At 69.0% G+C, this 23,329-nt stretch carries 24 protein-coding genes and 4 pseudogenes; 13 read left to right on the top strand and 15 right to left on the bottom strand.

Going from position 1 to position 23,329, the window contains the following annotated elements; all coding sequences use genetic code 11:
• The coding region (locus RUTHE_RS01615) for a thiamine pyrophosphate-binding protein (RefSeq protein WP_021096487.1) at positions 1-412 on the bottom strand (412 nt) is incomplete at its 3' end.
• A gap of 5 nt (positions 413-417) precedes the next feature.
• Between RUTHE_RS01615 and RUTHE_RS17270 the strand changes: the two are divergent.
• The 6 genes and pseudogenes from RUTHE_RS17270 to RUTHE_RS01595 form a co-directional block, all read left to right on the top strand.
• Positions 418-579 (top strand): annotated as a pseudogene (locus RUTHE_RS17270) (sugar phosphate nucleotidyltransferase); the annotation flags it as partial.
• Between the two features lie 118 nt (positions 580-697).
• Positions 698-1,369, top strand: a complete 672-nt coding sequence (locus RUTHE_RS15810) for a glycosyltransferase family 2 protein (protein WP_021096486.1) — start codon at positions 698-700, stop codon at positions 1,367-1,369.
• 29 nt (positions 1,370-1,398) lie between these two features.
• The gene (locus RUTHE_RS15805; protein WP_211217713.1) at positions 1,399-1,737 is read left to right on the top strand and encodes a hypothetical protein; all 339 of its coding nucleotides are present in this window, start codon (positions 1,399-1,401) and stop codon (positions 1,735-1,737) included.
• Positions 1,738-1,890: 153 nt separating this feature from the next.
• Positions 1,891-2,877 (top strand): glycosyltransferase family 2 protein, encoded by a 987-nt coding sequence (locus tag RUTHE_RS01605; protein WP_040645123.1) that lies wholly within the window; start codon positions 1,891-1,893, stop codon positions 2,875-2,877.
• Positions 2,874-4,607, top strand: coding sequence for a DUF5927 domain-containing protein (locus RUTHE_RS01600; protein WP_021096483.1), 1,734 nt, complete (start codon positions 2,874-2,876; stop codon positions 4,605-4,607). The genes RUTHE_RS01605 and RUTHE_RS01600 overlap by 4 nt, the downstream gene beginning before the upstream one ends.
• Positions 4,608-4,700: 93 nt before the next feature.
• Positions 4,701-6,083: a hypothetical protein gene (locus tag RUTHE_RS01595; protein ID WP_021096482.1), complete on the top strand. Its 1,383-nt coding sequence runs from the start codon at positions 4,701-4,703 to the stop codon at positions 6,081-6,083.
• Between the two features lie 56 nt (positions 6,084-6,139).
• Here the strand turns inward: RUTHE_RS01595 and RUTHE_RS01590 are convergent, their stop codons facing one another.
• The 9 genes and pseudogenes from RUTHE_RS01590 to RUTHE_RS01550 all read right to left on the bottom strand — a co-directional run bounded on the left by RUTHE_RS01590 (position 6,140) and on the right by RUTHE_RS01550 (position 13,424).
• Complete coding sequence (locus tag RUTHE_RS01590) at positions 6,140-6,604, bottom strand: PTS sugar transporter subunit IIA (protein ID WP_040645122.1); 465 nt, start codon at positions 6,602-6,604, stop codon at positions 6,140-6,142.
• A gap of 10 nt (positions 6,605-6,614) precedes the next feature.
• Entirely contained in the window at positions 6,615-7,247 is a 633-nt protein-coding gene (gene hpf, locus RUTHE_RS01585) for a ribosome hibernation-promoting factor, HPF/YfiA family (RefSeq protein WP_021096480.1), read from the bottom strand.
• A gap of 189 nt (positions 7,248-7,436) precedes the next feature.
• Positions 7,437-8,219, bottom strand: a pseudogene (gene lptB, locus RUTHE_RS01580) (LPS export ABC transporter ATP-binding protein); the annotation flags it as partial.
• A 39-nt stretch (positions 8,220-8,258) separates the two neighbouring features.
• Positions 8,259-8,780, bottom strand: a complete 522-nt coding sequence (locus tag RUTHE_RS01575; RefSeq protein ID WP_021096478.1) for an LptA/OstA family protein — start codon at positions 8,778-8,780, stop codon at positions 8,259-8,261.
• A 17-nt stretch (positions 8,781-8,797) separates the two neighbouring features.
• A complete protein-coding gene (locus RUTHE_RS15225) occupies positions 8,798-9,121 on the bottom strand; it encodes a hypothetical protein (protein ID WP_021096477.1) in 324 nt (107 codons plus the stop codon).
• A gap of 348 nt (positions 9,122-9,469) precedes the next feature.
• Positions 9,470-10,465: a KpsF/GutQ family sugar-phosphate isomerase gene (locus RUTHE_RS01565; RefSeq protein WP_021096476.1), complete on the bottom strand. Its 996-nt coding sequence runs from the start codon at positions 10,463-10,465 to the stop codon at positions 9,470-9,472.
• Positions 10,455-11,066, bottom strand: a complete 612-nt coding sequence (locus RUTHE_RS01560) for a ribonuclease D (RefSeq protein WP_021096475.1) — start codon at positions 11,064-11,066, stop codon at positions 10,455-10,457. The genes RUTHE_RS01565 and RUTHE_RS01560 overlap by 11 nt, the downstream gene beginning before the upstream one ends.
• A 109-nt stretch (positions 11,067-11,175) precedes the next feature.
• On the bottom strand, positions 11,176-13,071 hold the full coding sequence (locus RUTHE_RS01555) for a pyrroloquinoline quinone-dependent dehydrogenase (protein WP_021096474.1): 1,896 nt from the start codon (positions 13,069-13,071) through the stop codon (positions 11,176-11,178).
• A complete protein-coding gene (locus RUTHE_RS01550; RefSeq protein ID WP_021096473.1) occupies positions 13,068-13,424 on the bottom strand; it encodes a hypothetical protein in 357 nt (118 codons plus the stop codon). Before RUTHE_RS01550 ends, RUTHE_RS01555 begins: the two co-directional genes overlap by 4 nt.
• 438 nt (positions 13,425-13,862) lie before the next feature.
• Between RUTHE_RS01550 and RUTHE_RS01545 the strand changes: the two genes are divergently transcribed.
• The 7 genes and pseudogenes from RUTHE_RS01545 to RUTHE_RS17265 all read left to right on the top strand — a co-directional run bounded on the left by RUTHE_RS01545 (position 13,863) and on the right by RUTHE_RS17265 (position 19,157).
• Complete coding sequence (locus RUTHE_RS01545; protein WP_021096472.1) at positions 13,863-14,246, top strand: septal ring lytic transglycosylase RlpA family protein; 384 nt, start codon at positions 13,863-13,865, stop codon at positions 14,244-14,246.
• A 337-nt stretch (positions 14,247-14,583) separates the two neighbouring features.
• Complete coding sequence (locus RUTHE_RS01540) at positions 14,584-15,669, top strand: ABC transporter permease (protein ID WP_021096471.1); 1,086 nt, start codon at positions 14,584-14,586, stop codon at positions 15,667-15,669.
• Positions 15,669-16,559 (top strand): ABC transporter permease, encoded by an 891-nt coding sequence (locus tag RUTHE_RS01535; protein ID WP_021096470.1) that lies wholly within the window; start codon positions 15,669-15,671, stop codon positions 16,557-16,559. Before RUTHE_RS01540 ends, RUTHE_RS01535 begins: the two co-directional genes overlap by 1 nt.
• Complete coding sequence (locus RUTHE_RS01530; protein WP_021096469.1) at positions 16,556-17,407, top strand: ABC transporter ATP-binding protein; 852 nt, start codon at positions 16,556-16,558, stop codon at positions 17,405-17,407. The genes RUTHE_RS01535 and RUTHE_RS01530 overlap by 4 nt, the downstream gene beginning before the upstream one ends.
• Complete coding sequence (locus RUTHE_RS01525) at positions 17,404-18,150, top strand: ABC transporter ATP-binding protein (protein ID WP_021096468.1); 747 nt, start codon at positions 17,404-17,406, stop codon at positions 18,148-18,150. Before RUTHE_RS01530 ends, RUTHE_RS01525 begins: the two co-directional genes overlap by 4 nt.
• Positions 18,134-18,799: pseudogene (locus tag RUTHE_RS18525) on the top strand (dienelactone hydrolase family protein); the annotation flags it as partial. The gene RUTHE_RS01525 and the pseudogene RUTHE_RS18525, both read left to right, overlap by 17 nt.
• Positions 18,800-18,818: 19 nt before the next feature.
• Complete coding sequence (locus tag RUTHE_RS17265; protein WP_051150356.1) at positions 18,819-19,157, top strand: hypothetical protein; 339 nt, start codon at positions 18,819-18,821, stop codon at positions 19,155-19,157.
• A 45-nt stretch (positions 19,158-19,202) separates the two neighbouring features.
• Here RUTHE_RS17265 and RUTHE_RS17260 read toward each other — a convergent pair whose 3' ends face one another.
• From RUTHE_RS17260 to kdgD, 5 genes and pseudogenes are all read right to left on the bottom strand, one after another.
• Positions 19,203-19,742 carry an enolase C-terminal domain-like protein gene (locus tag RUTHE_RS17260; RefSeq protein WP_021096465.1) on the bottom strand — a complete coding sequence of 180 codons (540 nt, stop codon included), beginning with the start codon at positions 19,740-19,742 and terminating at the stop codon, positions 19,203-19,205.
• Positions 19,742-20,350 carry an enolase-like domain-containing protein gene (locus RUTHE_RS17255; RefSeq protein ID WP_021096464.1) on the bottom strand — a complete coding sequence of 203 codons (609 nt, stop codon included), beginning with the start codon at positions 20,348-20,350 and terminating at the stop codon, positions 19,742-19,744. Before RUTHE_RS17255 ends, RUTHE_RS17260 begins: the two co-directional genes overlap by 1 nt.
• Positions 20,347-21,240: an amidohydrolase family protein gene (locus RUTHE_RS01510; protein WP_021096463.1), complete on the bottom strand. Its 894-nt coding sequence runs from the start codon at positions 21,238-21,240 to the stop codon at positions 20,347-20,349. Before RUTHE_RS01510 ends, RUTHE_RS17255 begins: the two co-directional genes overlap by 4 nt.
• Positions 21,237-22,373: a mandelate racemase/muconate lactonizing enzyme family protein gene (locus RUTHE_RS01505; protein ID WP_021096462.1), complete on the bottom strand. Its 1,137-nt coding sequence runs from the start codon at positions 22,371-22,373 to the stop codon at positions 21,237-21,239. Before RUTHE_RS01505 ends, RUTHE_RS01510 begins: the two co-directional genes overlap by 4 nt.
• Positions 22,373-23,290, bottom strand: a pseudogene (kdgD, locus tag RUTHE_RS01500) (5-dehydro-4-deoxyglucarate dehydratase). The gene RUTHE_RS01505 and the pseudogene kdgD overlap by 1 nt, the downstream one beginning before the upstream one ends.
• Positions 23,291-23,329: the final 39 nt, after the last annotated feature.

Below are 23,329 nucleotides of genomic sequence, written 5' to 3'. Positions count from 1 at the left end.
CCGGACCGGGCCGCCCCGATGTCGCGACATGGAAGGCCCGTGCGACATATTCGGGGATGCGCTCGGTCTGTCCGATCTCGGCCGTCCATTTGGCCAGGGGGGCGAACATCGACCGGAAATCGACCTCCTGAAAGGCCTCGCGGTCGCGATGGCCACGCTCGATGTCGCCGATAAAGAGGATCATCGGCGTGCTGTCCTGCCGCGCGACATGGACGCCGGCCGCGGCATTGGTGGCACCGGGTCCGCGCGTGACCAGGCAGATGCCGGGCTGCCCGGTCAGCTTGCCCGTGGCCTCGGCCATCATCGCCGCCCCGCCTTCGTGGCGACAGACGATGTTGGGGATGCCGGCATCGAGCAACCCGTCGAGGGCAGCCAGGAACGATTCCCCCGGCACCGAGAAGACCCGCGGCACAGCGCATGGTCGAGAAGCCCCCGCGGAACGAGGCGCCCTCCAACCTCGCCGTGATCGGGCGCTACATCCTGACGCCCCGCGTACTCGGCCATCTGACGCGGATCAGACCTTCGGCCGGGGGAGAGATCCAGCTGACGGATGCCATCGCGCGGGAGATCCAGGAAGGGCATTCGGATGAGGAAGCAGTCCCTCTCATCCGACTTCAAATATCCTCGGGGGGTCCGGGGGGCAGACAGCCCCCCGGTCCCCCTTGCACCAGGCTGCAGGGCGCGGAAAGTCGGAACAATGATCCTGCTGCCTCCGCCCCTGCCCCCTTCGGCCCTGCGCCGTCTCCGGCTTGGCTGGAAACGCCTGCGGCTGCTTGACCGGGCACGGCGGAAGGCGCGGGAGATCGTCCCTCTGGCCGACCGGACGGCGCTGATCCGGCCCGGCGACATCCTGGCCGTTGCGGTGATGCGCAACGAGGCGCTGCGGCTGTCCCACTGGCTGGCGCATCACCGCCGGATGGGCGTGGACCGTTTCCTGATCGTGGACAACGGATCAGAGGACGGCACGCGCGAGCGGCTGATGGCGGAACCCGATGTCTCGCTCTGGAGCACGGCGGCGAGCTATCGCGCCAGCCGCTTCGGCATGGACTGGGCGAATGCGCTGCTCGGGCGCTTCGGCCGGGGGCACTGGTGCCTGACGCTCGATGCGGACGAGCTGCTGATCTTCCCCCATTGGGAGGAGCGGGGGCCTGCGCGGCCTGCGGGCCCGGATGGAAGCGACGGGACAGGCGGCCCTGCCCTGTCTGATGATCGAGCCCTATCCCGATGGCCCGCTGGGCAGCGGAGAGCCGCAGGAGGGCGATCCGCTGACCGCGCTGCCGCTGTTCGACCCGCAGGGCTTCCGGGCCGAGCGACAGCGAACCCATGGTTGTCTGCTGAGTCCGGGGGGGGCCGCGGGCGCGGGTGCTGATGGCCCATGACCCGGCCCGCGCCCCGGTCATGAGCAAGACCCCCTTCCTGCGCTGGCGGCGTGGACAGGTCTATGTGAACTCGACGCATTTCCTGCTGCCTGCCGCGCCCAACGCGGTCTGGGAGGGCTGGCCCGCGCCGGACATCGTCTCCGGCGTGCTGCTGCACACCAAGCTGCTGCCCGATCTGATCCCCCGTTCGGCCGAGGAACGCCAGCGGGGCGAGCATTTCACCGATCGCGCGGCCCATGGCCCCTATTACGACCGCATCGCCGCGCGGCCCGATTTCCGCCATTCCGGATCCTGCCGCTATGAAGGCTGGCGGCAGCTCGAGGCGCTGGGCCTTCTGTCGCGGGGGGGATGGGACTGAATCCGCCGCCACGATGCGGCCATGTCACGTCCCGCAGCCGCGCTGTCCCAAAGAGACCCCAAGACAGCCACCATTTGTCAACCTTCCCGATATAGGCTGTATCCGCACAGGAACAGGAATCGGTCTGCCGTGAAGTGGTGGGACTCCTACAGGATGCGCTTGCGGCGGAAGCGTTACCGCCTCCGCGCCCGCATCAAGCGCCGGGAGCTGACCCCGGTCGCCGATCGCACCGGCGCGATTCGCCGCGGCGACATCCTGGTGCTGTCCTGTTTCCGCAACGAGGCTGTGCGTCTGCCGTGGTTTCTTGAATATTACCGTCGGATGGGCGTGAACCATTTCCTGATGGTGGACAATGGCAGCACCGATGGCGGGCGCGAGATGCTGGCCGACCAGAAGGACGTGTCGCTCTGGACCACAGGGGCAAGCTACCGGCGTTCGCGCTACGGGGTGGACTGGCTCAACGGGCTTGCCATGCGGCATGGCGTCGGCCACTGGTGTCTGACGGTCGATCCCGATGAGCTGTTCATCTATCCCTTCTGCGACACCCGGCCCCTGCGCGCGCTGACCGACTGGCTCGATGCCTCCTTCGTCAAGTCCTTCGGGGCGATGCTTCTTGACATGTATCCCAAGGGGCCGATCGGGCAGGTGCCCTATCGCCCCGGGCAGGACCCGCTCGAGATCGCCTGCTGGTTCGATGCCGGCAACTATTCGATCTACCGCAATCACCGCTATGGCAATCTCTGGATCCAGGGCGGACCGCGGATGCGCGTCTTCTTTGCCGATGAGCCCTGGCGGGCGCCGGCACTCAACAAGATCCCGCTCGTGAAATGGGATCGCAGCACGACCTATGTCTCCTCCACCCACATGCTGCTGCCGCGCGGGCTCAATCTCGTCTTCGACGAATGGGGGGGGGAAAAGGCCTCGGGCCTGCTGCTGCACACCAAGTTCCTGCATGTGCTGGGGGAGAAGGTCGAGGAAGAGGCCCGCCGGGGCGAGCATTACGCCGGCGCGCGGGAATACCGCGCCTATGCCGAAAGGCTGGAGGACGGGCTCGATCTCTGGACCCCCTGGAGCGAACAATACATCAACTGGCGCCAGCTCGAGATCCTCGGGCTGATGTCCAAGGGGAACTGGGCATGAGCGAGGCCGTCACGATCGGCGTGGTGATGCTCGTGCATACGGCCTTCGACCGGGCCGAGCAGGTGATCCGCTTCTGGGCGGCCGGCGGATGTCCGGTCGTCGTGCATGTGGACCGCGCCGTGCCGAAGGCCGTGCATGACGCCTTTGCCGGGCGGCTGCACGATCTGGCCCCGCGCGTTGTCCTCTCGCCCCGGCACCGCTGCGAATGGGGCACATGGGGCATCGTCGCCGCCACCATCGCCGCCTGCGAGACGATGCTGGCCCGCTTTCCCGATGTCAGCCATGTCTATCTCGCCTCCGGCGCCTGCCTGCCGCTGCGGCCGGTGGCGGCCCTGCGCGACTATCTCGCCGCGTGGCCGGGCACGGATTTCATCGAATCGGCCACCACCGCCGATGTGCCCTGGACGGTGGGCGGGCTGTCGGAGGAACGCTTCACCCTGCATTTTCCCTTTTCCTGGCGCCGGCAGCGCAAGCTCTTCGACCGCTGGGTGGCGCTCCAGCGCCGACTGGGGCTGAAGCGGCGCATCCCCCCCGGCATCGTGCCGCACATGGGTTCGCAATGGTGGTGCCTGACGCGCGGCACGCTCGAGGCGATCCTGAGCGATCCCCAACGCCCCGTCTTCGACCGCTATTTCCGCCGAGTCTGGATCCCGGACGAGAGCTATTTCCAGACCCTTGTCCGCCGCCACCAGAACCGCCCCGGCACCCGCATCGAGAGCCGCTCCCTCACGCTGTCCAAATTCGATCACCAGGGCAAGCCGCACATCTTCTACGACGACCATCTCCAGCTGCTGCGGCGGTCGGACTGCTTCGTGGCGCGCAAGATCTGGCCCCATGCGGAACGGCTCTATGCGACCTTCCTGCGGCAGGATGCCAACACGATGGCCGCCGAGCCGAACCCCGCCAAGATCGACCGCGTCTTCGCCAAGGCCACGGAACGCCGCCGGCGCGGACGGTCGGGCCTGTGGATGCAGAGCCGCTATCCCCGCGAAGGATGGGAGCATGGCGTCACCGCCGGGCCCTACTCTGTCTTCGAGGGGTTCACCGAACTGTTCGAGAACTGGGAAACCTGGCTGGCCCGGATGACCGGCGCGCGCGTGCATGGCCATCTCTTCGCCCCGCAGCGCGTCGAATGGGAAGGCGGTCAGACGACCTTTGCCGGTGTCCTGACCGACAATCCCCGCATCCGCGACCACAATGCCCAGATGTTCCTGCGCAACCTGATCTGGAACACCCGCGGCGAGCGGCAATGCTTCCAGTTCGGTCCCGGCGACAGCCAGCTTCTGAGCTGGGATATGGCCAAGGATCCCAATGCGCAGATCAGCGTCATCTCCGGCGGCTGGATCGTGCCGCTGTTCCACAACCCCCCGCCCGACCTGCGCGAGCGTGTCGCCCGGCTCCAGAAGATCGAGGCCGAGCATCTGGGCGCGCTCCGCTCGCCCTATGCCAAGGCGCGCATCCGCATCTGGACGCTGAGCGAATTCCTCGAATCGCCGATGGAGGCCCTGCAGGCGATCCTCGACGACATGGTTCCCGCGCAACCGGGCCCGGCATCACGCCCCCGCCTGTCCGAGGCCCCCCGCCTGCGCGATCTGCGGGGGCTGGGGCGTTTCCTCCAGAGCCTCAAGAACGAGGGCATGCATCCCTATCTGATGGGCGACCTCACCGCCGAGCCGGACAGCCCCGCCCCGCCGCCGCACCGCCCCCGCCGCGGCGGCGCCCCTATCTGATCAGTTGAATTCCGAGAGGCCCCATGCCCCCCTCACTCCACCGATCCGGCCGACCGGCGGCCTCGCTTCGATCTGTTCGTGCTGCTGGCCGAGATGCGGACGGGCTCCAACTTCCTCGAGGCCAATCTCAACGCGATTCCCGGCGTGCACTGCCATGGCGAGGCGTTCAATCCCCATTTCCTGGGCTATCCCGGCCAGGAGACGCTTCTGGGCATCACGCGGGCGCAGCGCGATGCGGATCCTCGGGCCCTTCTGGCCGCGTTGCGCGCGCAACCCGGCCTGAACGGATTCCGCCTGTTCGGCGACCATGACCCCCGCGCCGTGGATGCGGTGCTGGCGGATCCGCGCTGCGCCAAGATCGTGCTCACCCGCAACCCCGCCGAGAGCTATGTCAGCCGCAAGATCGCGGCCCTGACCGGACAGTGGAAGCTGACCAATCCCCAGCATGCCCGATCGGGGCAGGTGCATTTCGATGCACGGGAATTCGCCGCCCATCTCGAACGGCTGCAGGCGTTCCAGCTGCGGATTCTGCGCGCGCTCCAGATCTCCGGTCAGACGGCCTTCTACGTGGATTACGAGGATCTCCAGGATCTGGAGGTCATGCAGGGGCTGGCCCGCTTCCTGGAGGTGCCCCCGCCCGAGGGGCTGGACCGAACGCTCAAGAAGCAGAATCCCGAACCGCTCTGGACCAAGGTCGTCAACTTTGCCGAGATGGAATCGGCGCTCGGCCCTCTCGACCGGTTCGATCTTTCGCGCACGCCGAATTTCGAACCGCGGCGGGGCGCCATGGTGCCGCGCATGATCGCCGCGCGGAATGCGGGGCTGCTGCATCTGCCGATCCCCGGCGGCCCGGAAGAGGCGGTGCGGGGCTGGTTGGCCTCGTTCGATCGTGGCGGGCAGGTGAGCGAGGGGTTCAACGCCCGCACGCTGCGGCAGTGGAAGCTTGCCCATTCCGGCCATCGCAGCTTCACGGTTCTGCGCCACCCCCTTGCACGGGCCCATGCGGTGTTCTGCACCCGGATCCTGCCGGCCGGCCCCGGAACCTTTGCCGATCTGCGCGAGACGCTGCGGCGCACCTTCGGCCTGCCGGTGCCCGAAGGCGGGCTGGCCGAGGGGGCGCCCTGGACGGACGCCGCGCATCGGGCCGCCTTTGCGCGCTTCCTCGAATTCGTGAAGGCCAATCTCGGGGGGCAGACGGCGCTGCGCACGGACCCGTCCTGGGCCAGCCAGACGGCAGTGGTGCAGGGGTTCTGCAACCTCAACCCGCCGGATCTGATCCTGCGCGAGGAGGAGCTGGCCGAGGAGCTGCCCCGTCTGGCAGAGCGCGTCGGCGCCCCGGCCCGGCCCTATGCCCCCCCGCCCGATCCCCTGGCCGCACGGCTGGCCGCGATCCATGACGACGGCCTCGAGGCGCTGGCGCGCGAGGCCTATCAGCGCGACATGGTGCTGTTCGGCTTCGGACGCTGGCGGGGATGAGGGGATGACGGCCGGCCGGCGGTGCCATCGCCGCCGGCCGGATGGGCGCAGCGGCCTCAGGCGGCCAGATTGGCCGGCCCCTCGGTCAGGATCATGTGCAGCGCGGCGGGGTCGGAATTCGCCCGCAGCTTCTGGCAGATCGCGGTTTCCCGCATCGTCCGGCTGACGAGAGCGAGAGCGCGCAGATGTTCCACCCCCGCCGCAGCCGGTGCCAGCAGGCAGAAGACGAGGTCCACCGGCTGGCGGTCCACCGCATCGAAATCGAGGGGGCGTTCGAGCCGCAGGAAAAGGCCGCGCACGCGGTCGAGACCCTCGAGCCGCGCATGGGGCAGCGCGACTCCATGTCCGACACCGGTGGGGCCCAGCGCCTCGCGCTCGAGCAGCGCCTCGGTCACCCGCTGGGAATCGAGGCCCCAGCAGCTTTCGGCCATCTCGGCCAGATCCTGAAAGAGGCGCCGCTTGGATGGCGCGGCAGCCTGGACCTTGACGGCATCGGGGCGGAGGATCTCGGCCAGCCGCATCGCCGCGCGGTCAGCCATGACCGTGCGGCCCGTCGCGGACGGGTTCGGGGACCGCGACGGCCTCGGGCCGTGGGTCGATCCAGCCGATGTTTCCGTCCTCGCGCCGGTAGACGACATTGAGCGCTCCCCCCTTCTCGTTGCGGAACACAAGCACGGGCACATGCGCGAGTTCCATCTGCATCACGGCCTCGCCCACGGTGAGAGACGGCAGGCGCGTCTCTGTCTCGGCGATGATGGCGGGGGCGCCGCCGGGTGCCTCGCCACCTTCCGTCTCTTCGTCCTCCTCTCCGAAGGGGGCGAGAACGAAGGCGGCCGCAGGCAGAGTCTCGATCGGCTCGGGGCGTTCCTTGTGATGGTCCTTCAGACGGCGCTTGTGGCGGCGAAGCTGCTTGGCCATGCGATCCAGCGCCTCGTCGAAGGCGGCATAGATCTCGGTCGCCGCGCCCTTCGCCTGAACGACAAGACCGGTGGAGAGATGCACGGAGATTTCGCAGCAGAAGAGATGCGCATCGCGCGAGAAGGTCACCTTGGCATCGGTCGGGCGGCCCGCATACTTGCCCGCCACAGCCGTCACCTCCTGCGTGACATGCGTCTGGAGGGCCTCGCCGATGTCGATCTGCTTGCCGCTGACTTCGATGCGCATGTCGTCTCCTCAGTTCCCTTGGGTCCGGGTCATGCCGAGGCATGATCCCGGAGGTTGGCGCCCGGCGGCGGAACCGGACGGTCGCCGGACGGGCATCGGCCGGATTCTCCCCCCTGTCCCGGCCGACTGTCAACGCGCGCCCCTTGGCCCGCCCCTGTCGGGGCGTCAAGGGCGCAGCCGCAGAAGAGGTCAGGGCCCACTCCGCGGAGGGGCGCGGCGTCCCGGCATGGGCAGGACAGAGGGTGCCGGAGCCGGTGCATCGAAGCTCTCTCCCAGATAGACGCGGCGCACGGCACGGTCGGCCACGACCTCGGCCGGGGTGCCGGTCATCAGCAGCCGCCCGTCATGCAGGATGCAGGCCCGATCCACGATGGTCAGCGTCTCGCGCACATTGTGATCCGTGATCAGCACGCCGATGCCCCGTCGTTTCAGCCCCTCCACCAGGCTGCGGATCTCGCCCACGGCGATCGGATCCACGCCTGCGAAGGGCTCGTCGAGCAGGACATAGGAAGGGCGCGCGGCAAGACAACGGGCGATCTCCACGCGCCGCCTTTCGCCCCCCGACAGGGCGAGGGCGGAGGCCCGGCGCAGATGCGCGATCCCGAATTCGGCCAGGAGCGTTTCGAGCCGCTGCCGCCGATGGGCGCGGTCCGGCTCGTGCAGATCGAGGATGGCGAGAATGTTGTCCTCGACCGACAGGCCGCGGAAGATCGACATTTCCTGCGGCAGATAGCCCAGACCCAGCCGCGCCCGGCGATACATGGGCAGGCCGGTGATGTCCTGGCCGTCCAGCACGACCTGCCCCCCTTCGGGCTGGACAAGGCCCGCAATGGCATAGAAGCAGGTCGTCTTGCCGCTACCATTGGGGCCCAGAAGGGCGACCACCTCGCCCGGGGCCAGATCAAGCGAGACATCGCGGATCACGGGGCGGCGGCGATAGCTCTTGCGCAGGCCGCGGACGTGAAGGCCGACGGGGGGCGGGGCGGGCGTCGCGGGATCCGGGGGATGCGGTCACGGCGTGCCTCCTGCGGCCGCGCCGGCAGACGCCGCGGTCCCCCCGCCCAGCACGGTCCGCACCCCCCCTTCCAGCCGCGCGGTGCCGGTGGCCAGATCCACGACCATCCGTTCGGCGGCGATCGCATTGCCACCCTGCACCAGCAGCACCTCGCCCGAGAGGGTCAGGATCTGTCCGGCGAGGTCGTAATCGGCCTCGCGCGCTTCGGCGGCCTCGGAGGGGGTGGCAAAGGTCACACCGCCGCGGGCGATCAGGCGGGCGATCTCTCCCGAGGCGGCGTCATAGCGGACCTCGACCTCGGCCGCCTGGAGGCGCAGCGCCCCCTGTCCCACGATCACCCCGCCCGAGAAGGTCGCGGCGCCGGTTTCCTGATCCACGACCAGCGTGGCAGCGGTCACCTCGACCGGAGCGGAGGGATCGGTGGCAATGCCCCCCAGCGAAAGGCCCTGCGCCCTGGCCATCCCCGGGCCGGACAGGGCGGCCAGGACGCAGGCGAACAGGAAACGGAAAGGGGGCATCGGGCGGCTCCGGATCGTCAGCCGCCATCAGCGGCAGGCTTCGGGTCATATAGCAACTGCACCCCTCCGGTGAACACCAGCCGAGACGGCCCTTCGGCAGAGTCGCGCCTGACCCCCATCGCGCCGGCGGCAAGAGAGCCCCAGGGCGCCTGCCCCTCGATCCCCTGCGGGGCGGTCAGCAGACCGGTGGCCAGATCGGCCTCGACCACGGGGGCGCGCAGATGCCAGACGCCGGAGCCCATGCTGTCGGCCCGGACCTCCACCCCGCCCGACAGGCGCAGGCTGTCGCCGGGGGGGGCCGGCCTCTCCCTCGGCCGCCTCGGCAGAAAGACGAAGACCATCCGGCGTCAGGATGAGAAAGCGCGGGGCCACGAAGCCCCAGGCGCCGGAGCGGGATGCGAGGGGGGCGAGGCGGTCGGCCGAGACGGAGACGGCAGTGCCGTCCGGGGCCACACCGGCGAGGCGGGGGCCGCCAACCCGTTCCTCGCGCGCGATTTCCTCGATGCGGGCGATGGGGATGGCCGCCGCCCCCTCGGGGTCGCGGGCGAACAGGAACAGCGTCGAGAGCAGGGCCAGAGCCGCCAGCGGCAGGATCACCTTGGCCCAGGCGACAAGGCGCGAGCGCAGGCGGAAGGGAACGCGCAGCGGGCCGCCCGGCCCCCCTGCGCCCCCTTCGGGCCCCGCCGCAGTCATCCCAGCCCCGCGCGCAGGCAGTCATGGATGTGCAGGAGCCCCTGCGGGCGCACCGGATCGGCCGGATCGACCACGAACAGGCAGGTGATGCGATGCCCGTTCATCACCGCCAGCGCCTCTTCGGCCAGGGCGTCGGGGCCGATCGTGCGGGGGTTGCGCGTCATGACCTCTCCCGCGCGATGGCCCAGCAGTCCGTCCATATGGCGGCGCAGGTCGCCATCGGTGATGATGCCGACAAGCCCCCCTCGCCCATCCGTCACCCCCGCCACGCCAAAACCCTTGCGGCTCATCTCCAGGAGGGTGTCGGCCATGGGGGCGTCTTCCCGCACAAGCGGAAGTGCCTCGCCGCGATGCATCAGGTCGCGCACGCGGGTCAGACGGGCGCCAAGCCGGCCGCCGGGATGGAACAGGCGGAAGGCCTCGGGGGTGAAGTCGCGCGCCTCCATCAGGGCGATGGCCAGCGCATCGCCCAGGGCCAGCATCATGGTGGTGGAGGTCGTCGGCACGATGCCGATGCCACAGGCCTCGGGCAGGGACGGCAGAAGGAGGGCGATATCGGCCTGCCGCATGAGCGAGCTGCCCTCGCGCGAGCTGACCGCGATCAGCGGAATCGCGAAGCGGCGCGTATGGGCCACGAGATCGGCCAGTTCCGGCGTCTCGCCGGAGTTCGACAGGCACAGGACGACATCCCCCCGCAGCATCATGCCGAGATCGCCATGGCTTGCCTCGGCGGGGTGCACGAAATGGGCGGGTGTCCCGGTCGAGGCGAGGGTGGCCGCGATCTTGCGCGCCACATGGCCGGACTTGCCCATGCCCGACAGGATGACCCGGCCCTGTGCCGCCAGGATCAGCGCGACCGCATCGGCAAAGCGATCGGGCAAGGCGGCGGCCAGGGCCTCGAGGGCGCGGGCCTCCTCGCGGATGACCCGCGCGCCGGTGGCGCGGGCCCGACTGCGCGCGGGTTCGGGGCGGGATGCAGGCTCAGTGGGCAAAGATGTCCTGTTCGGGCCAGCCCGCCAGATCGAGGCGGGCGCGATGGGGGAGAAAGTCGAAGCAGGCCTGCGCGAGCGCCGTCCGCCCCTCGCGCGCGAGAAGGGCATCGAGCGCCTCCTTCAGACGGTGCAGATGCAGCACATCGGAGGCGGCATAGTCGAGCTGGGCGGCAGAGAGCTCTGCGGCGCCCCAGTCGGACTGCTGCTGCTGCTTGGAGATGTCGATACCCAGCAGATCGCGCAGGAGATCCTTCAGACCGTGGCGGTCCGTGAAGGTCCGGGTGAGCTTGGAGGCGATCTTGGTGCAGTAGACCGGGGATGCCAGCACGCCGAAGGCGTGATCGAGCATGGCGATGTCGAAGCGGCCGAAATGGAAGAGCTTGAGCACGCCGGGATCGGCGAGCATCCGGCAGAGATTGGGGGCCTCGCGCTGGCCGGGGGCAACCTGGACGAGATGGCAGTCCCCGTCCCCCGCCGACATCTGCACGAGGCAGAGCCGGTCGCGGCCGGGCACGAGGCCCATCGTCTCGCAGTCGAGAGCGACGATGGGGCCGAGATCGAGCCCATCGGGCAGGTCACCCTTGTGAAGGAAGTTCGCCATCAGACATCCCCTGCCGGTGCGCCGGCCCCGTCGCCGCGCAGGGCGTGCGTAGCGCCGGCCCGAACGGGGGTCAATCGCTGCGCGGAGAGGGGACCGCCCGCCCCGAAGCTCAGGGCAAGCGGTAGGCCACGACCTGATCGGACACCTCGTCCTTCAGGATCGAGTTCCCCCCGGCGACGAAGACCACATAGTCCACCCCGTCATGGGTGAAGACGGCCGGATTGGCGACCACCGGCGCATCGACGATATCGCTCCACAGTTCGCGACCCGTTGCGGCATCGAGCGCGCGCACGCGATTGTCCATCGAGGCACCGATGAAGATCACCCCGCCCGCCGTCGCCACCGGCCCCCCGAGCGTGGGAGAACCCCAGTCGCGCAGGCCGTAGAAGCCCCATTGCTGGCTGAGGCCGAAGGGCACCTCATAGAGCCGTTCGCCGCTGCGCAGGTCATAGGCTGCAAAGGTGCCGTAGGGGGGCTCCCAGCAGGGCAGGCCGAGGGCATTGCGCCATTCGGTCAGATGGATGCCGTAGGGGGCGCCCTCCTGCGGATAATAGCCTTCCTCGTTGCCGCTGTCGCCCTGGATGCGGTCATATTCCTCCCGCGGGATCAGGGTCAGCACCTGCACGACGCGCATGGAGTTGACATAGAGGATGTCGTTGCGGTCATCCACGGCCGCCCCGCCCCAGTTATTGGCCCCCGCCGTGCCGGGATAGAGGAAGGTGCCCTGCTCGGAGGGCGGGGTGAAGATGCCCTCGTAGCGATAGGTCTCCCGCTCGCGCGAGCATTGCCCGCCGCTCGTCAGATCGGCGAGCCACCAGACCCCCGGCATGCGGAAGGGATCATTGGTGGGGGGCGGCGTCAGCGCGAAGGGCTGGGTGGGTGAGGCGACCTCGCCCTCGGCATCGGAGGGCGGCACGGGGCGCTCCTCCACCGGGAAGAGCGGCTCGCCGGTCCGTCGGTCGAGCACGTAGAGGAAGCCCTGCTTGGTCGTCTGCACGAGGGCCGGGATCGTCTGCCCGTCGCGCTCGATGTCCACGAGCTGTGGCGCGGCGGGCGTGTCGTAATCCCAGATGTCATGATGGACATGCTGGAAGGACCAGACGACCTCGCCCGTCTCCAGATCGACCGCCGTGACCGAGGTGGCCAAGGGGATCGGATCGGTCCGGTTGCCGCCCCAGTAGTTGGGCGAGGGTGAGGAGACCGGGGCATAGAGAAGGCCCAGTTCGGGATCGGCGCTCATCGCCGTCCAGATATTCGCCGTTCCTGTCTGCGGAATCATCTCCTCGGGGATGAAGGAGAGCTCCCATTCCAGCCGTCCCGTGCGCGCATCCAGCGCCAGCAGGTTGCCCGGCGGCGCGACGGCATATTCCCAATCCTTCCCCGCCCAGCCGAGATAGAGCCTGTCGCCCACCACGAGCGGCGGCTGAAGGAGGGAGAAGGGAAAGCGGGCATTGACCCTGTTCCAGCGGTTGACATCGAGGATGCCCCCTTCGCCGAAATCGGGGCACAGGGCTCCGGTATCGGCATCCACGGCATGCAGATGGGCATCCATCGTCCCCAGATAGACGCGCTTTTCGCAGGGCCCCTGCTGCCCGCTCTCCCAGTAGGCGACACCGCGGTTCTTGAGGGCGGGCTGGGTCAGCGCCTCGAGCGTGGAATGGCTGTCATAACTCCAGATCTCGGCCCCCGTGGCCGGATCGAGCGCGAGGATGCGGTAGAAGGGCGTGCCGAGATAGAGCATGCCATTGGCATAGACGGGCGTGGCGGACCACACCGTGGCCGGCCGATCCCCCGACCCGTCCGAGACATCCCCCGTCCGCACCTCCCATGCGCGCACGAGATTGCCCACCGTCGCGGGCGTGAAGCGGGCCACATCCGCAAACTTGGTCGAAGCCAGATCGCCATGAAAGCCGGTCCAGGTGGTCTGCTCGGCCAGGGCCGGTGCCGCCAGAAGGGCCGCAAGGGCGGCGGAACGGAGCGGCAGGGTCAGCAAGGAACAGGTCATCGGGAAGGCCTCCGTTGCGGGTGGGAGACAAGGGTGACAAGGGAGACAAGGACAGCGAGCAGCGCCAGCACCATGGCCGCCGCAAGGAGGGGCTGCATCAGGAACCAGGCGGCGAGGGCCGTCAGGGCTGCCGCGATCAGCAGAAACCCATCGAGCAGGATCCGCCAGAACCCGCGCAGGCCGCGCCAGAGCGCCAGTCCGGCCCCCAGCGCCACGACCAGGGCACCGACAAGCGCCAGAAGGGCGCCGGATGTGCCCTCCACCCCCGTTTCGGGCCCGAGAAAGGCCATGGCCGCCAGCGCGGAGCCCGCCAGGGCCGCCAGCGCCGCGCCGGCATGAGCAACAAGATGCATGGTCGTCTCCTCTTCTGTCTGTGACGCGCCCGACAGGCAGGGCGGAGAGGGCCGCCCCGGCCCGTCCCGGGCTCGTCCTGAAGCGGCCTCTCCGACGGCCCTTCTTGCAGCCCGGCACGACCCGCCTGCCCGGCCCCCCTGTCCGGCCCCTCTGTCCGGCCCAGTGCCACGAAGGCGGGGGCCGGCTCGCCGGCTCCCGGTGCGGGGCCCCGGCAGCGACAGGTTCATCCTGAGGCTCACCCTGCGGCAGGGGGACGCAGAGCGAGACGCGAGGCGACCCGGCACCGGCAAGGTTCCGCCGATGGAATCGCGGCAGAATCGCCGGATCGCGCAAGAGTCTGCCGGTTCCGCCCCCGATGAGCGAACCGCGTTGCGGAGCCGACAGGGCTGGCCGAGGTCAGCCGCCCGTCGGACGATCTGTCGAGAGAGAAACGTCGGATGAAGCTGTTGCGTTCCATCTCCAGTGCCTTGGCCGTCGCCGGAACCCTGGCGCTGTCTCCCCTGGGTGTCACACCGGCTTCGGCGCAGATGATGGCGGGGACGGCCTCCTGGTATGGTCCCGGTTTCCACGGGCGCCGCACGGCCAGCGGCGAACGCTTCGATCAGAACGCTCTCACGGCGGCGCATCGCAGCCTGCCCTTCGGGACGCGGGTCCGCGTCACCAATCAGGCGAATGGCGAATCGGTCATCGTGCGCATCAATGACCGGGGTCCCTTTCACGGCAACCGGGTGATCGACCTCTCGCGCGAGGCCGCCGCCGAAATCGGCCTGCTGCGGACCGGCATCGGTCGCGTGACGATCGAGGTGCTGGGCCAGGCCTAGGCACAGCGATCCGGCCGACGCGCGCCCTGCCCCACGGTCAGCGTCGGGCCGGGGCGGGTTTCATGTCGCCGGGCTTGCGAAAATTCATATGACAGGCAGGAATGCGCAGGCTTGCCCGCGCCGCCCCGGGCCCCTGCATCGACCGCGCCAAGCGCCTGCCGGGAGCCTCACGATCCTGTCCCGTCTGGATCTTTTCCCGGAAAAACGGCCTGTGGCACCTTGCCTGAACACGATCATCGCGGGTCTTGTTGACTCCCGACAGCGCATATGACAGTCTGACTTGTCATATGACAGGGCCTTGCGGCCCGGTCGCCGGCGGGGAGGAGGATGACAGGCGATGACGGCGCAAGACGCCCCGGAAACCGCTTCCGACATCTCCGCCAACCCGACGGGGCACCGTCAGCGGCGTCTTCGCCTGCGCCCGGGGCGGATCCTGGGTCAGGTCATCAGCATCGCGGTGACGTTGTTCGGCCTGCTGCTGCTGACCTTCGTGATCGGGCGGATGATGCCGGTCGATCCCGTGCGCGCCATCGTCGGCGAGGATGCCTCGCCCGATACCTACATGCAGGTCTACCGGCAGCTCGGCCTGGACCGGCCCCTGTGGGAACAGTTCCTGATCTATGTCGGCGATGTGCTGCGGGGGGATTTCGGCACCTCGATCCGCACCGGGCGCCCCGTCATCGAGGACATCCTGGCTGTCATGCCCGCCACCATCGAGCTGGCCACCTTTGCCATCCTGATCGGCGCCGGGCTGGGTATCACTTTGGGCGTGGTCGCCGCCGCCAACAAGGACCGCTGGCCCGATCACCTCATCCGGATCGTCAGCCTTCTGGGCCATTCGATGCCCATCTTCTGGACCGGCATGATCGGGCTGATCCTGTTCTATGCCGTGCTGGGCTGGGTCGGCGGGTCGGGACGGGTCAGCGACTTCTATCTCGGCCTCGTCGAGGGGCCGACGGGCCTTCTGCTCATCGACAGCCTGCTGGCCGGCGAGATGGAGGTGTTCCGCTCGGCGCTGAGGCATCTCGTGCTGCCGGCTTCGATCCTCGGCTATGCCTCGGCCGCCTACATCACCCGCATGACGCGCAGCTTCATGCTGGACCAGCTCAATCAGGAATACATCACCACCGCCCGGGTGAAGGGCCTCTCCCGCAGCCGCACCATCTGGGGCCATGCCTTCGTCAATATCCGCGTCCAGCTCGTGACCATCGTGGCCCTCACCTATGGCGGCCTGCTCGAAGGGGCGGTCCTGATCGAGACCGTCTTCGCCTGGCCCGGTTTCGGCCAGTATCTGACCAACAACCTGATGATCGGCGACATGAGTGCCGTGATGACCTGCGTGCTGCTGGTGGGCGTGATCTTCATCACGCTCAACCTGCTCTCGGACGTTCTCTACCGCGTCTTCGACCCGAGAACCCGCTGATGACCGCCCTGCCCCGTTCCACCGGCCTGCCCCTGCTGCGTCCGCTGGGCAACATCCTGCGCGCGCTGCTGCGCAACCCGCCCTCGGCCTTCGGTCTGACCATCATCGGGCTGCTGCTTCTGATCGCGCTCTTCGCGCCGCTGCTGGCCACCCATGACCCCCATGCGGTCGATCTGGACAACACGCTCCGCCCGCCCGGCGGCGGCCATCTGTTCGGCACCGACGAACTGGGGCGCGACATCTACAGCCGGCTGGTCTTCGGAACCCGGATCACCCTCCGCATCATCGCCCTGGTGACCGTCATCGTCGGGCCGATCGGCCTGATCATCGGCACCGCCTCGGGCTATGTCGGCGGGCTGTTCGACCGGATCATGATGCGGATCACCGACATCTTCCTGTCCTTTCCCGCCCTGATCCTGTCGCTGGCCTTTGTCGCCGCGCTGGGGCCGAGCCTGAACAACGCCATCATCGCCATCGCCCTGACCTCCTGGCCGCCCATCGCCCGCCTGGCGCGGGCCGAAACCCTGACCTTCCGGGCCACCGACTATGTCGCCGCCGCCCGGCTTCAGGGCGCCTCGACCCTGCGGATCATCGTCAGGTCGATCATGCCGATGTGCCTGCCCTCTGTGGTGATCCGGCTGACCCTGAACATGGCCACGGTGATCCTGACGGCGGCCGGTCTGGGCTTTCTGGGACTCGGCGCCCAGCCGCCGCTTCCCGAATGGGGAGCGATGATCGCCACCGGACGCCGCTACATGATCGACAGCTGGTGGCTGGTCACCTTTCCGGGTCTGGCCATCCTGCTGGTCAGCCTGGCCTTCAACCTCGTCGGCGACGGGCTGCGCGATGCGCTCGACCCGCGGCAGATGACCGGGAGAGCAATGCCATGACAGCCCCCCTTCTGGATCTGCGCGGCCTGAGCGTCCTCTATCCGGGCGAGCACGGAGCGACCCTGGCCGTCGACAATGTCTCCTTCACGCTGAGGCGCGAGAAGCTCGGCATCGTCGGCGAGAGCGGCTCGGGCAAATCCACGCTGGGACGCGCCCTGCTGCGGCTCCTGCCGCAGGCCCGCATCACCGCCGAACGGATGACCTTTGACGGCATGGACCTGCTCTCCCTGCCCGAGAGGGCGATGCGCCACCTGCGCGGGCGGCGCATGTCGATGATCCTGCAGGACCCGAAATTCTCGCTCAATCCGATCCGCCGCGTCGGGGACCAGGTGGCCGAGGCCTGCCGGATCCATCTGCGCTGTTCCCGCGCCGAGGCCAGGGAGCGCAGCCTGGCCATGCTCGAGGCGGTGCAGATCGCCGATCCGCGGCGGGTCTATCACCTGTATCCGCACGAGGTCTCGGGCGGGATGGGCCAGCGGATCATGATCGCCATGATGCTTCTGCCGGAGCCCGATCTGGTCATCGCGGACGAACCGACCTCGGCGCTGGATGTCACGGTGCGCCTGCAGGTGCTGCGCATCCTCGACCGGCTGGTGACCGAACGGGGCATCGGTCTTCTCATGATCAGCCATGACCTCAACCTCGTGCGCAATTTCTGCGACCGAGTGCTGATCATGTATGCCGGGCGGGTGGTCGAAAGCCTGCCGGCGGCCGATCTGGAACGGGCGCGGCATCCCTATACCCAGGCCCTGCTGGCGGCCCAGCCGCGCATCGGAGGGGACCGCAGCCCCCTGAAAGTGCCCGAACGCCGGGCGGACTGGAAAGAACCCATCGGGCCACAGCCATGAAACCTGTCGATGTCGAGGATCTGTCCATCCGGCTGGGGGATGTCCCGATCCTCTCCGGGATCGGCTTTTCGGTCGCGGCGGGAGAATGCTTCGGCCTTGTGGGGGAAAGCGGATCGGGCAAGTCCACCGTCCTGCGATGCATCGCCCAGCTGATGGTCCATTGGCAGGGGCGCATCCGGATCGGGGGGACCGATATCCGCCGCATGCCCCTGCAGGAGCGCTGCCGCAGCGTGCAGATGGTGTTCCAGGATCCCTACGGATCGCTGCATCCGCGCCAGTCCGTTCGCACCGCCCTGTCCGAGCCGATCCGCATCCACCGGCTCGACCGCCCGCAGGAGCGTCTGGAGCGCGCCCTGACCGAGGTGGGGCTGCCCCTCCATTTCCTCGACCGCTTTCCGCATCAGCTTTCCGGCGGGCAGCGGCAGCGGGTCGCGATCGCCCGCGCGCTGATCCTCGAGCCGGCGGTCCTGCTGCTGGACGAACCCACCTCGGCGCTCGATGTCTCGGTCCAGGCAGAGGTCCTGAACCTGCTGAGCGAGCTGCGCCGGCGCCGGGGCTTCACCTATGTGATGGTCAGCCATGACCTCGCCGTGATCGATCACATGTGCGACCGCCTTGCCGTGATGCAGGCGGGCCGGATCGTCGAGATCCTGGATCGCGCGGCGCTGATCGGCAACGGCGCCCGCCATCCCTATGCCCGACAGCTGATCGAGGCCTCGCTCGAGCATGAACGGGGCCGCTGAGGATCTGCCGCCCCTCCTCGCCGCGCGGCGCGATGCCCTGGTCCCCGACCTGGACTTCCGGCCGCCCTTTCCGCGCTGGCAGGCCCGTTTGCGCCGGGTCTGGCGGAACAGCCTGCCCCCCCATCGCACCCCCCCCGCCGTGATCCGCCTGGCGGAGTCAGAGCGTCCGGACGGTCTGCATCTGACATCCTTGCATCTGACCTATGCCACCGGTGGCAGCGGCGAGGCCGCCCTCTTGCGTCCCGCCCGCCCGCAGGGGCGGCGGCCGGGGATCCTGCTGATGCACGACCATGGCGGCCGCTTCGACCGCGGATGGCGCAAGATGATCCCCGACGGATCCGTCCCGCCGGATCCGGGGCCGCATTACGATGGGCTCTTCGTCGGCGAGGCGCTGGCCCGGCAGGGCCATGTCGTGCTCTGCGCGGATGCCTTCGGCTGGGGCACGCGCCAGTATGGCGGCCATGCCCGGCAACAGGCCGTGGCCAGCCAGGCGCTGCGGCTGGGCTGGTCGCTGGCCGGGATCGTCGCCGCCGAGGATCTGGAGGCGCTGCAACTTCTGGCCGCCCTGCCGGAGGTGGATCCCGGACGGATCGGCGTCTGGGGCTTCTCCTTCGGGGGGTTCCGGGCCTTTCAGGCGGCGGCCCTGTCGGGGCGGGTCCGGGGCTGTCGTGGCGCTGTCCTGGATGGGGCGGGCCTCTCTGCTGCTGCGTGCCGGCAACCCGATGATCGAGGGGCATTCGGCCTTCTACACCCTGCATCCGGCGCTGGCCGGCCGGGCCGATTTCCCCGATCTGGCGGGTCTGGCGGCCGACAGGGCCCTCTTCCTGCGCGTGGGGACCGAGGACCGGCATTTCCCCGCCGAGGCCGTCCGGCCGGCCTTTGCCGATCTGCGGGCGATCGCGGCAGCAGCCGGTGGGGTGGCGGACTGCGCCCTCTTTGCCGGTCCCCATCTCTGTCCCCGATCCATCCAGGACGAGGCGGCCCGCTTTCTGCGCGACCATCTCTGAGCGGGGCCGGGGCGGGGGTGCAGCCCCTTCCCCCCCTGCGGCGGTTCAGGCGATGCGGTTGTTCTCGATGAAGTCGAAATCGATGTCCTCGCCCAGACCGGGGCGGTCGGGCACATGGACGAATCCGTCCTCGTCCATCGGATCGGAGAGCGAGCGGAGATAGTCCACCCCCTCGTCGTAATCGAGGAAGGGATGCAGCAGACCGCGTTCATACCAGCGGCAGTTGCCGCAGGCGGCGACGACATGCAGGTTCATCGCGGTGTTGCCATGCACCTCGCAGTCCATGCCGAAGGCCTCGGCCAGATGCATGGTCTTGAGCGCGGGGGTGATGCCGCCGACATCGTTCACGCCGGTGCGCAGGATGTCCACCGCCCCGGCCATGATCCATTCGGCCCGGTGCCAGTGCTTGCCGCCGATGCTTTCGGGGCCGAGCACCGGGATGTCGAGCTGATCGGCCAGCCAGCGATAGGAGGACAGGGACTGCTCGTCCATGCATTCCTCGATCCAGTCGAAGCCCAGCTTCTCCAGCCCGCGGCCCAGGGCCAGAGCCTCGGTCCGGGAATACCAGTGATAGGCATCGAGCATCAGATGGATGTCGGGGCCGACCGCTCGCGCACGGCGGCACAGGCCTGCAGATCCCGCCGGACATCGGGGGCGCCAGCGACGGGGGGCATCCAGGTGTGCAGCTTGATGCCCCGATAGCCGCGCGCCACGAGCCGTTCGGCAAAGCGGGCATAGTCCTCGGGTGTCGCAAGGCCGCCTTCGAGATCGTCCCCGCACATGATGCTGCCATAGGCGGGGACCTTGTCGCGGTATCCCCCGATCAGCTTGCAGACGGGGATCCCCAGGGATCGCCCGGCCAGATCCCAGAGCGCGACATCGACCGCAGCCAGCGTCCGGTCGGACAGCTGCCCGGCCGAACCGCGCTGACGATGCGCCAGCGCCTGCCAGAGCCGTTCGCGGTCCCGGTGGTCCTGACCGATCAGCACCGGGCGGACATGGGCCTCGATCAGGAAGGGACGGAGAACCTCCGGCGGGGCGAAGGAATAGCCCTCGGCCCCGTCCTCGCTGCGCAGGGTCAGAAGCGATTGCCGCACCCGATGGGGGGGTCCGGGATGGGCATGGCCGGCGCTGTCCACATGGCGGCGGGTGGTGGTCAGGAAGGTCGTGACCGAGACATCGGTGATGATCATGGCGTCGCTTCGGCTGGGGACGGATCGGAAAAGGGCGGAAAGCCGTAGAGCTCCTCGGGGTTGGTCACGAGAGCGCGTCCGAGCGCCGCCGCATCGGGCAGCCAGCCCAGGACGGTGTCGGCCAGGCGGGCGTCATCGGGATAGGCCTCGGTCGTCCGGATCAGGTTGTGCGGCCAGTTGGTTCCCCAGACGATCCGCTCCGGGGCATGGGCGGCGATCGCGCGCGAGACGGCGGCCACATCGGCATAATCCGGGGGACCGAGCCGCGAGGCCTCGTAGCAGCCGGCAAGCTTGAACCAGGTCCTTCCCCCGTCGATCAGCCGCCTGAGGGCATCGAGATGGGCCGGACCGGCGCCGTCCAGGAACTTGCCGTGGTGATCGAGGACCCAGCGGCTGCGCAGGCGCGCCAGGCGCGGTGCCAGATCCGGCAGGGCGCTGCCGTTGAACTGGATGGCCAGCATCCAGCCGATATCTGCGGCTCGGGCGTCGATCGCCTCGAGCCGGTCCAGACCGACGGCGCCGCCCGGCAGATCCATGATCCGCGCCCCGACAACCCCGGCGGCGGCCAGGGCCTCCATCTCGGCGGCCGGGGTCTCGGGCGTGATCACGGCCACGCCGCGGGCGATGTCGCCCATCTCGCGCAGGCAGGCGAGGAGATTGGCATTGTCGGTCTGATGGGCATTGCCCTGCGTGATCACCACCCGCCCGATGCCCAGCCAGCGCATCACCGAACGATACTGATCGGGGCCGGGCAGATCGCCTGCCGGAAGGGGCGGGCCGCCCGGCCGCGCCGGAAAGCCGGGGAGATACAGATGCACCTGGGTGTCGATCGCCCCCTTCGGCAGGGCGATCCGCGGCGGGTTTCCCGTGCAGCGACGGATGAGCGTCATGAGTCCGATATCCGAAATTCGCGAAGGGCAGCCTGATCGATCCCGATGCCCAGACCGGGGCCATCGGGGATCCGCACCACACCCTGTTCATGGCCGATCGGCCGGGTCAGGATCGCCTGACGGAAGGGGCATTCGGTGCAGTCGAATTCGAGGATCGGATCGAGCGGCCGATGGCGGAGGGGCTCGGGCTGCAGCGCGGCCAGGAACTGCAACGCCGCGGCGATCTGCACCCCCGTTCCCCAGACATGGGGCACGACGCGCAGCCCATGCAGGGCGGCCAGATCGGCGATGCGCCGGGCCTCGGTGAAGCCGCCGCAGCCGCCCAGATCGGGCTGGATGATGTCCACCGCCCGGGTCCGGATCGGCTCCTCCATGCCCCATCGGGTATGCCAGGTCTCGCCCGCGGCCAGCGGGATCGGCTGGCCGGCCCTGACGGCCCGATAGGCCCCGATCTGTTCGGGAACAACCGGTTCCTCGAACCAGTCGATGTCATGCTCGGCCGCCGCGCGGCCGAGGCGGATCGCCTCGAGGGGATCGTAGCCGTGATTGGCATCGATCATCAGCCGCATGCGGGGGCCGATCGCCTCGCGCACGGCGGCGATGACCTGCAGATCCTCGGCCGGATCGAAGCCGATCTTGATCTTGCAGGCCTGGAAACCGGCTGCGGCATGGGCTGCCATCTCGGCCGCGGTCTCCGCGATCGGGTCGCCTCGCGGGCGGCGGAACCCGCCTGTGGCATAGGCGCGGACCTCGTCGCGGAACCGCCCCCCCAGAAGCAGCGAGACCGGAACCCCGAAATGCCGACCCTTGATATCCCAGAGGGCGACGTCGATTCCCGACAGGGCTGTCACCGCCAGCCCCCGCTGTCCCTGATCGCGGAAGGCGTTGTAGAGGGTCGTCCAGATCCGCTCCGTCTGCAGCGGGTCCTGGCCGATCAGCCATTCGGCATAGGCGCGGACCATCGCCGCATTCGGCCGCGCCGGGCCGAGACATTCCCCCCAGCCCGTCGTCCCGTCATCGCAGATGACCTCGACCAGGAGATGGGCCCGCCGATCGAAGCGCATCGTCGCGCTTTCATAGGGATGGGCGAGGGGGGATCCGAGCAGATGAGTGCGGATGGCGGCGATCCGCATCACGCGGCCTTCCGGCGGGCCTGATCGCCGATCAGGCGCTCCAGGATGGCCTCCTCCTCGGCGGTGAGATCGGACAGGGGGCTGCGCACCGGGCCGGCGGCAAAGCCCTGCAGGCGGACGCCGGCCTTGATTGCGGCCACGGCATAACCCTTGCGGCGCGAGCGCAGCTCGATGAAGGGCCAGAAGAAGTCATTCAGGATCTGCTCGCAGGTGGCGCGGTCGCGGGCATGCAGGGCGGCATAGAACCTCTGTGCGAGGGCCGGCACGAAGTTGAACACCGCCGAGGAATAGGTCGTGAATCCGGCCCCGAGATAGGCTTCGGCATAGATCTCGGCGGTGGGCATCCCCCCCCAGATAGGTCAGCCGGTCCCCGAGGCGGGCCGTGATCCGGCGGATGAGGGGCATGTCGCCGGTACCGTCCTTGAAGCCGACGAGATTGGGGCAGATCTCGCAGAGCCGTTCGAGGGTCTCCGGCTGAAGGACGGCATTGTCGCGGTTGTAGACCATGACCCCCAGACCGGTTGCCTGACAGACACGTCTGACATGATGGAACAGCCTTCCTGGGGGGCATCGATGAGGTAATGGGGCAGCAGGAGCAGGCCATCGGCCCCGGCCCGCTCTGCCGCGCGGGCGATCTCCACCGCGATCTCGGTGCCATAGCCGCAGCCGGAGACGATGGCGCTGGGACCGGCGGCTTCCTTGGCCGCGGCGATGATGGCCGGAATCTCGTCCGGGCGGAGCGAGAAGAACTCGCCCGTGCCGCCGGCGGCAAAGAGGACCGGCGCACCGAAGCCGCTCAGCCATTCGACATGCGCCTTGTAGCTGTCGGGGGCAAAGGCCCCATCGGCATCGAAATGGGTGACGGGAAAGGACAGGAGGCCGGCGCCAAGCCTGGTCTTGATGCGGAGGGGATCCATCGGGGCCTCATGCGCTGAGCGGAAGGAGCAGGTCAGCCC

The organism is Rubellimicrobium thermophilum DSM 16684, assembly GCF_000442315.1.
In the GTDB taxonomy this organism is placed as follows: domain Bacteria; phylum Pseudomonadota; class Alphaproteobacteria; order Rhodobacterales; family Rhodobacteraceae; genus Rubellimicrobium; species Rubellimicrobium thermophilum.
Note: the sequence above shows the minus strand (reverse complement) of the source record. Positions and strands in the feature narration are given on the sequence as shown.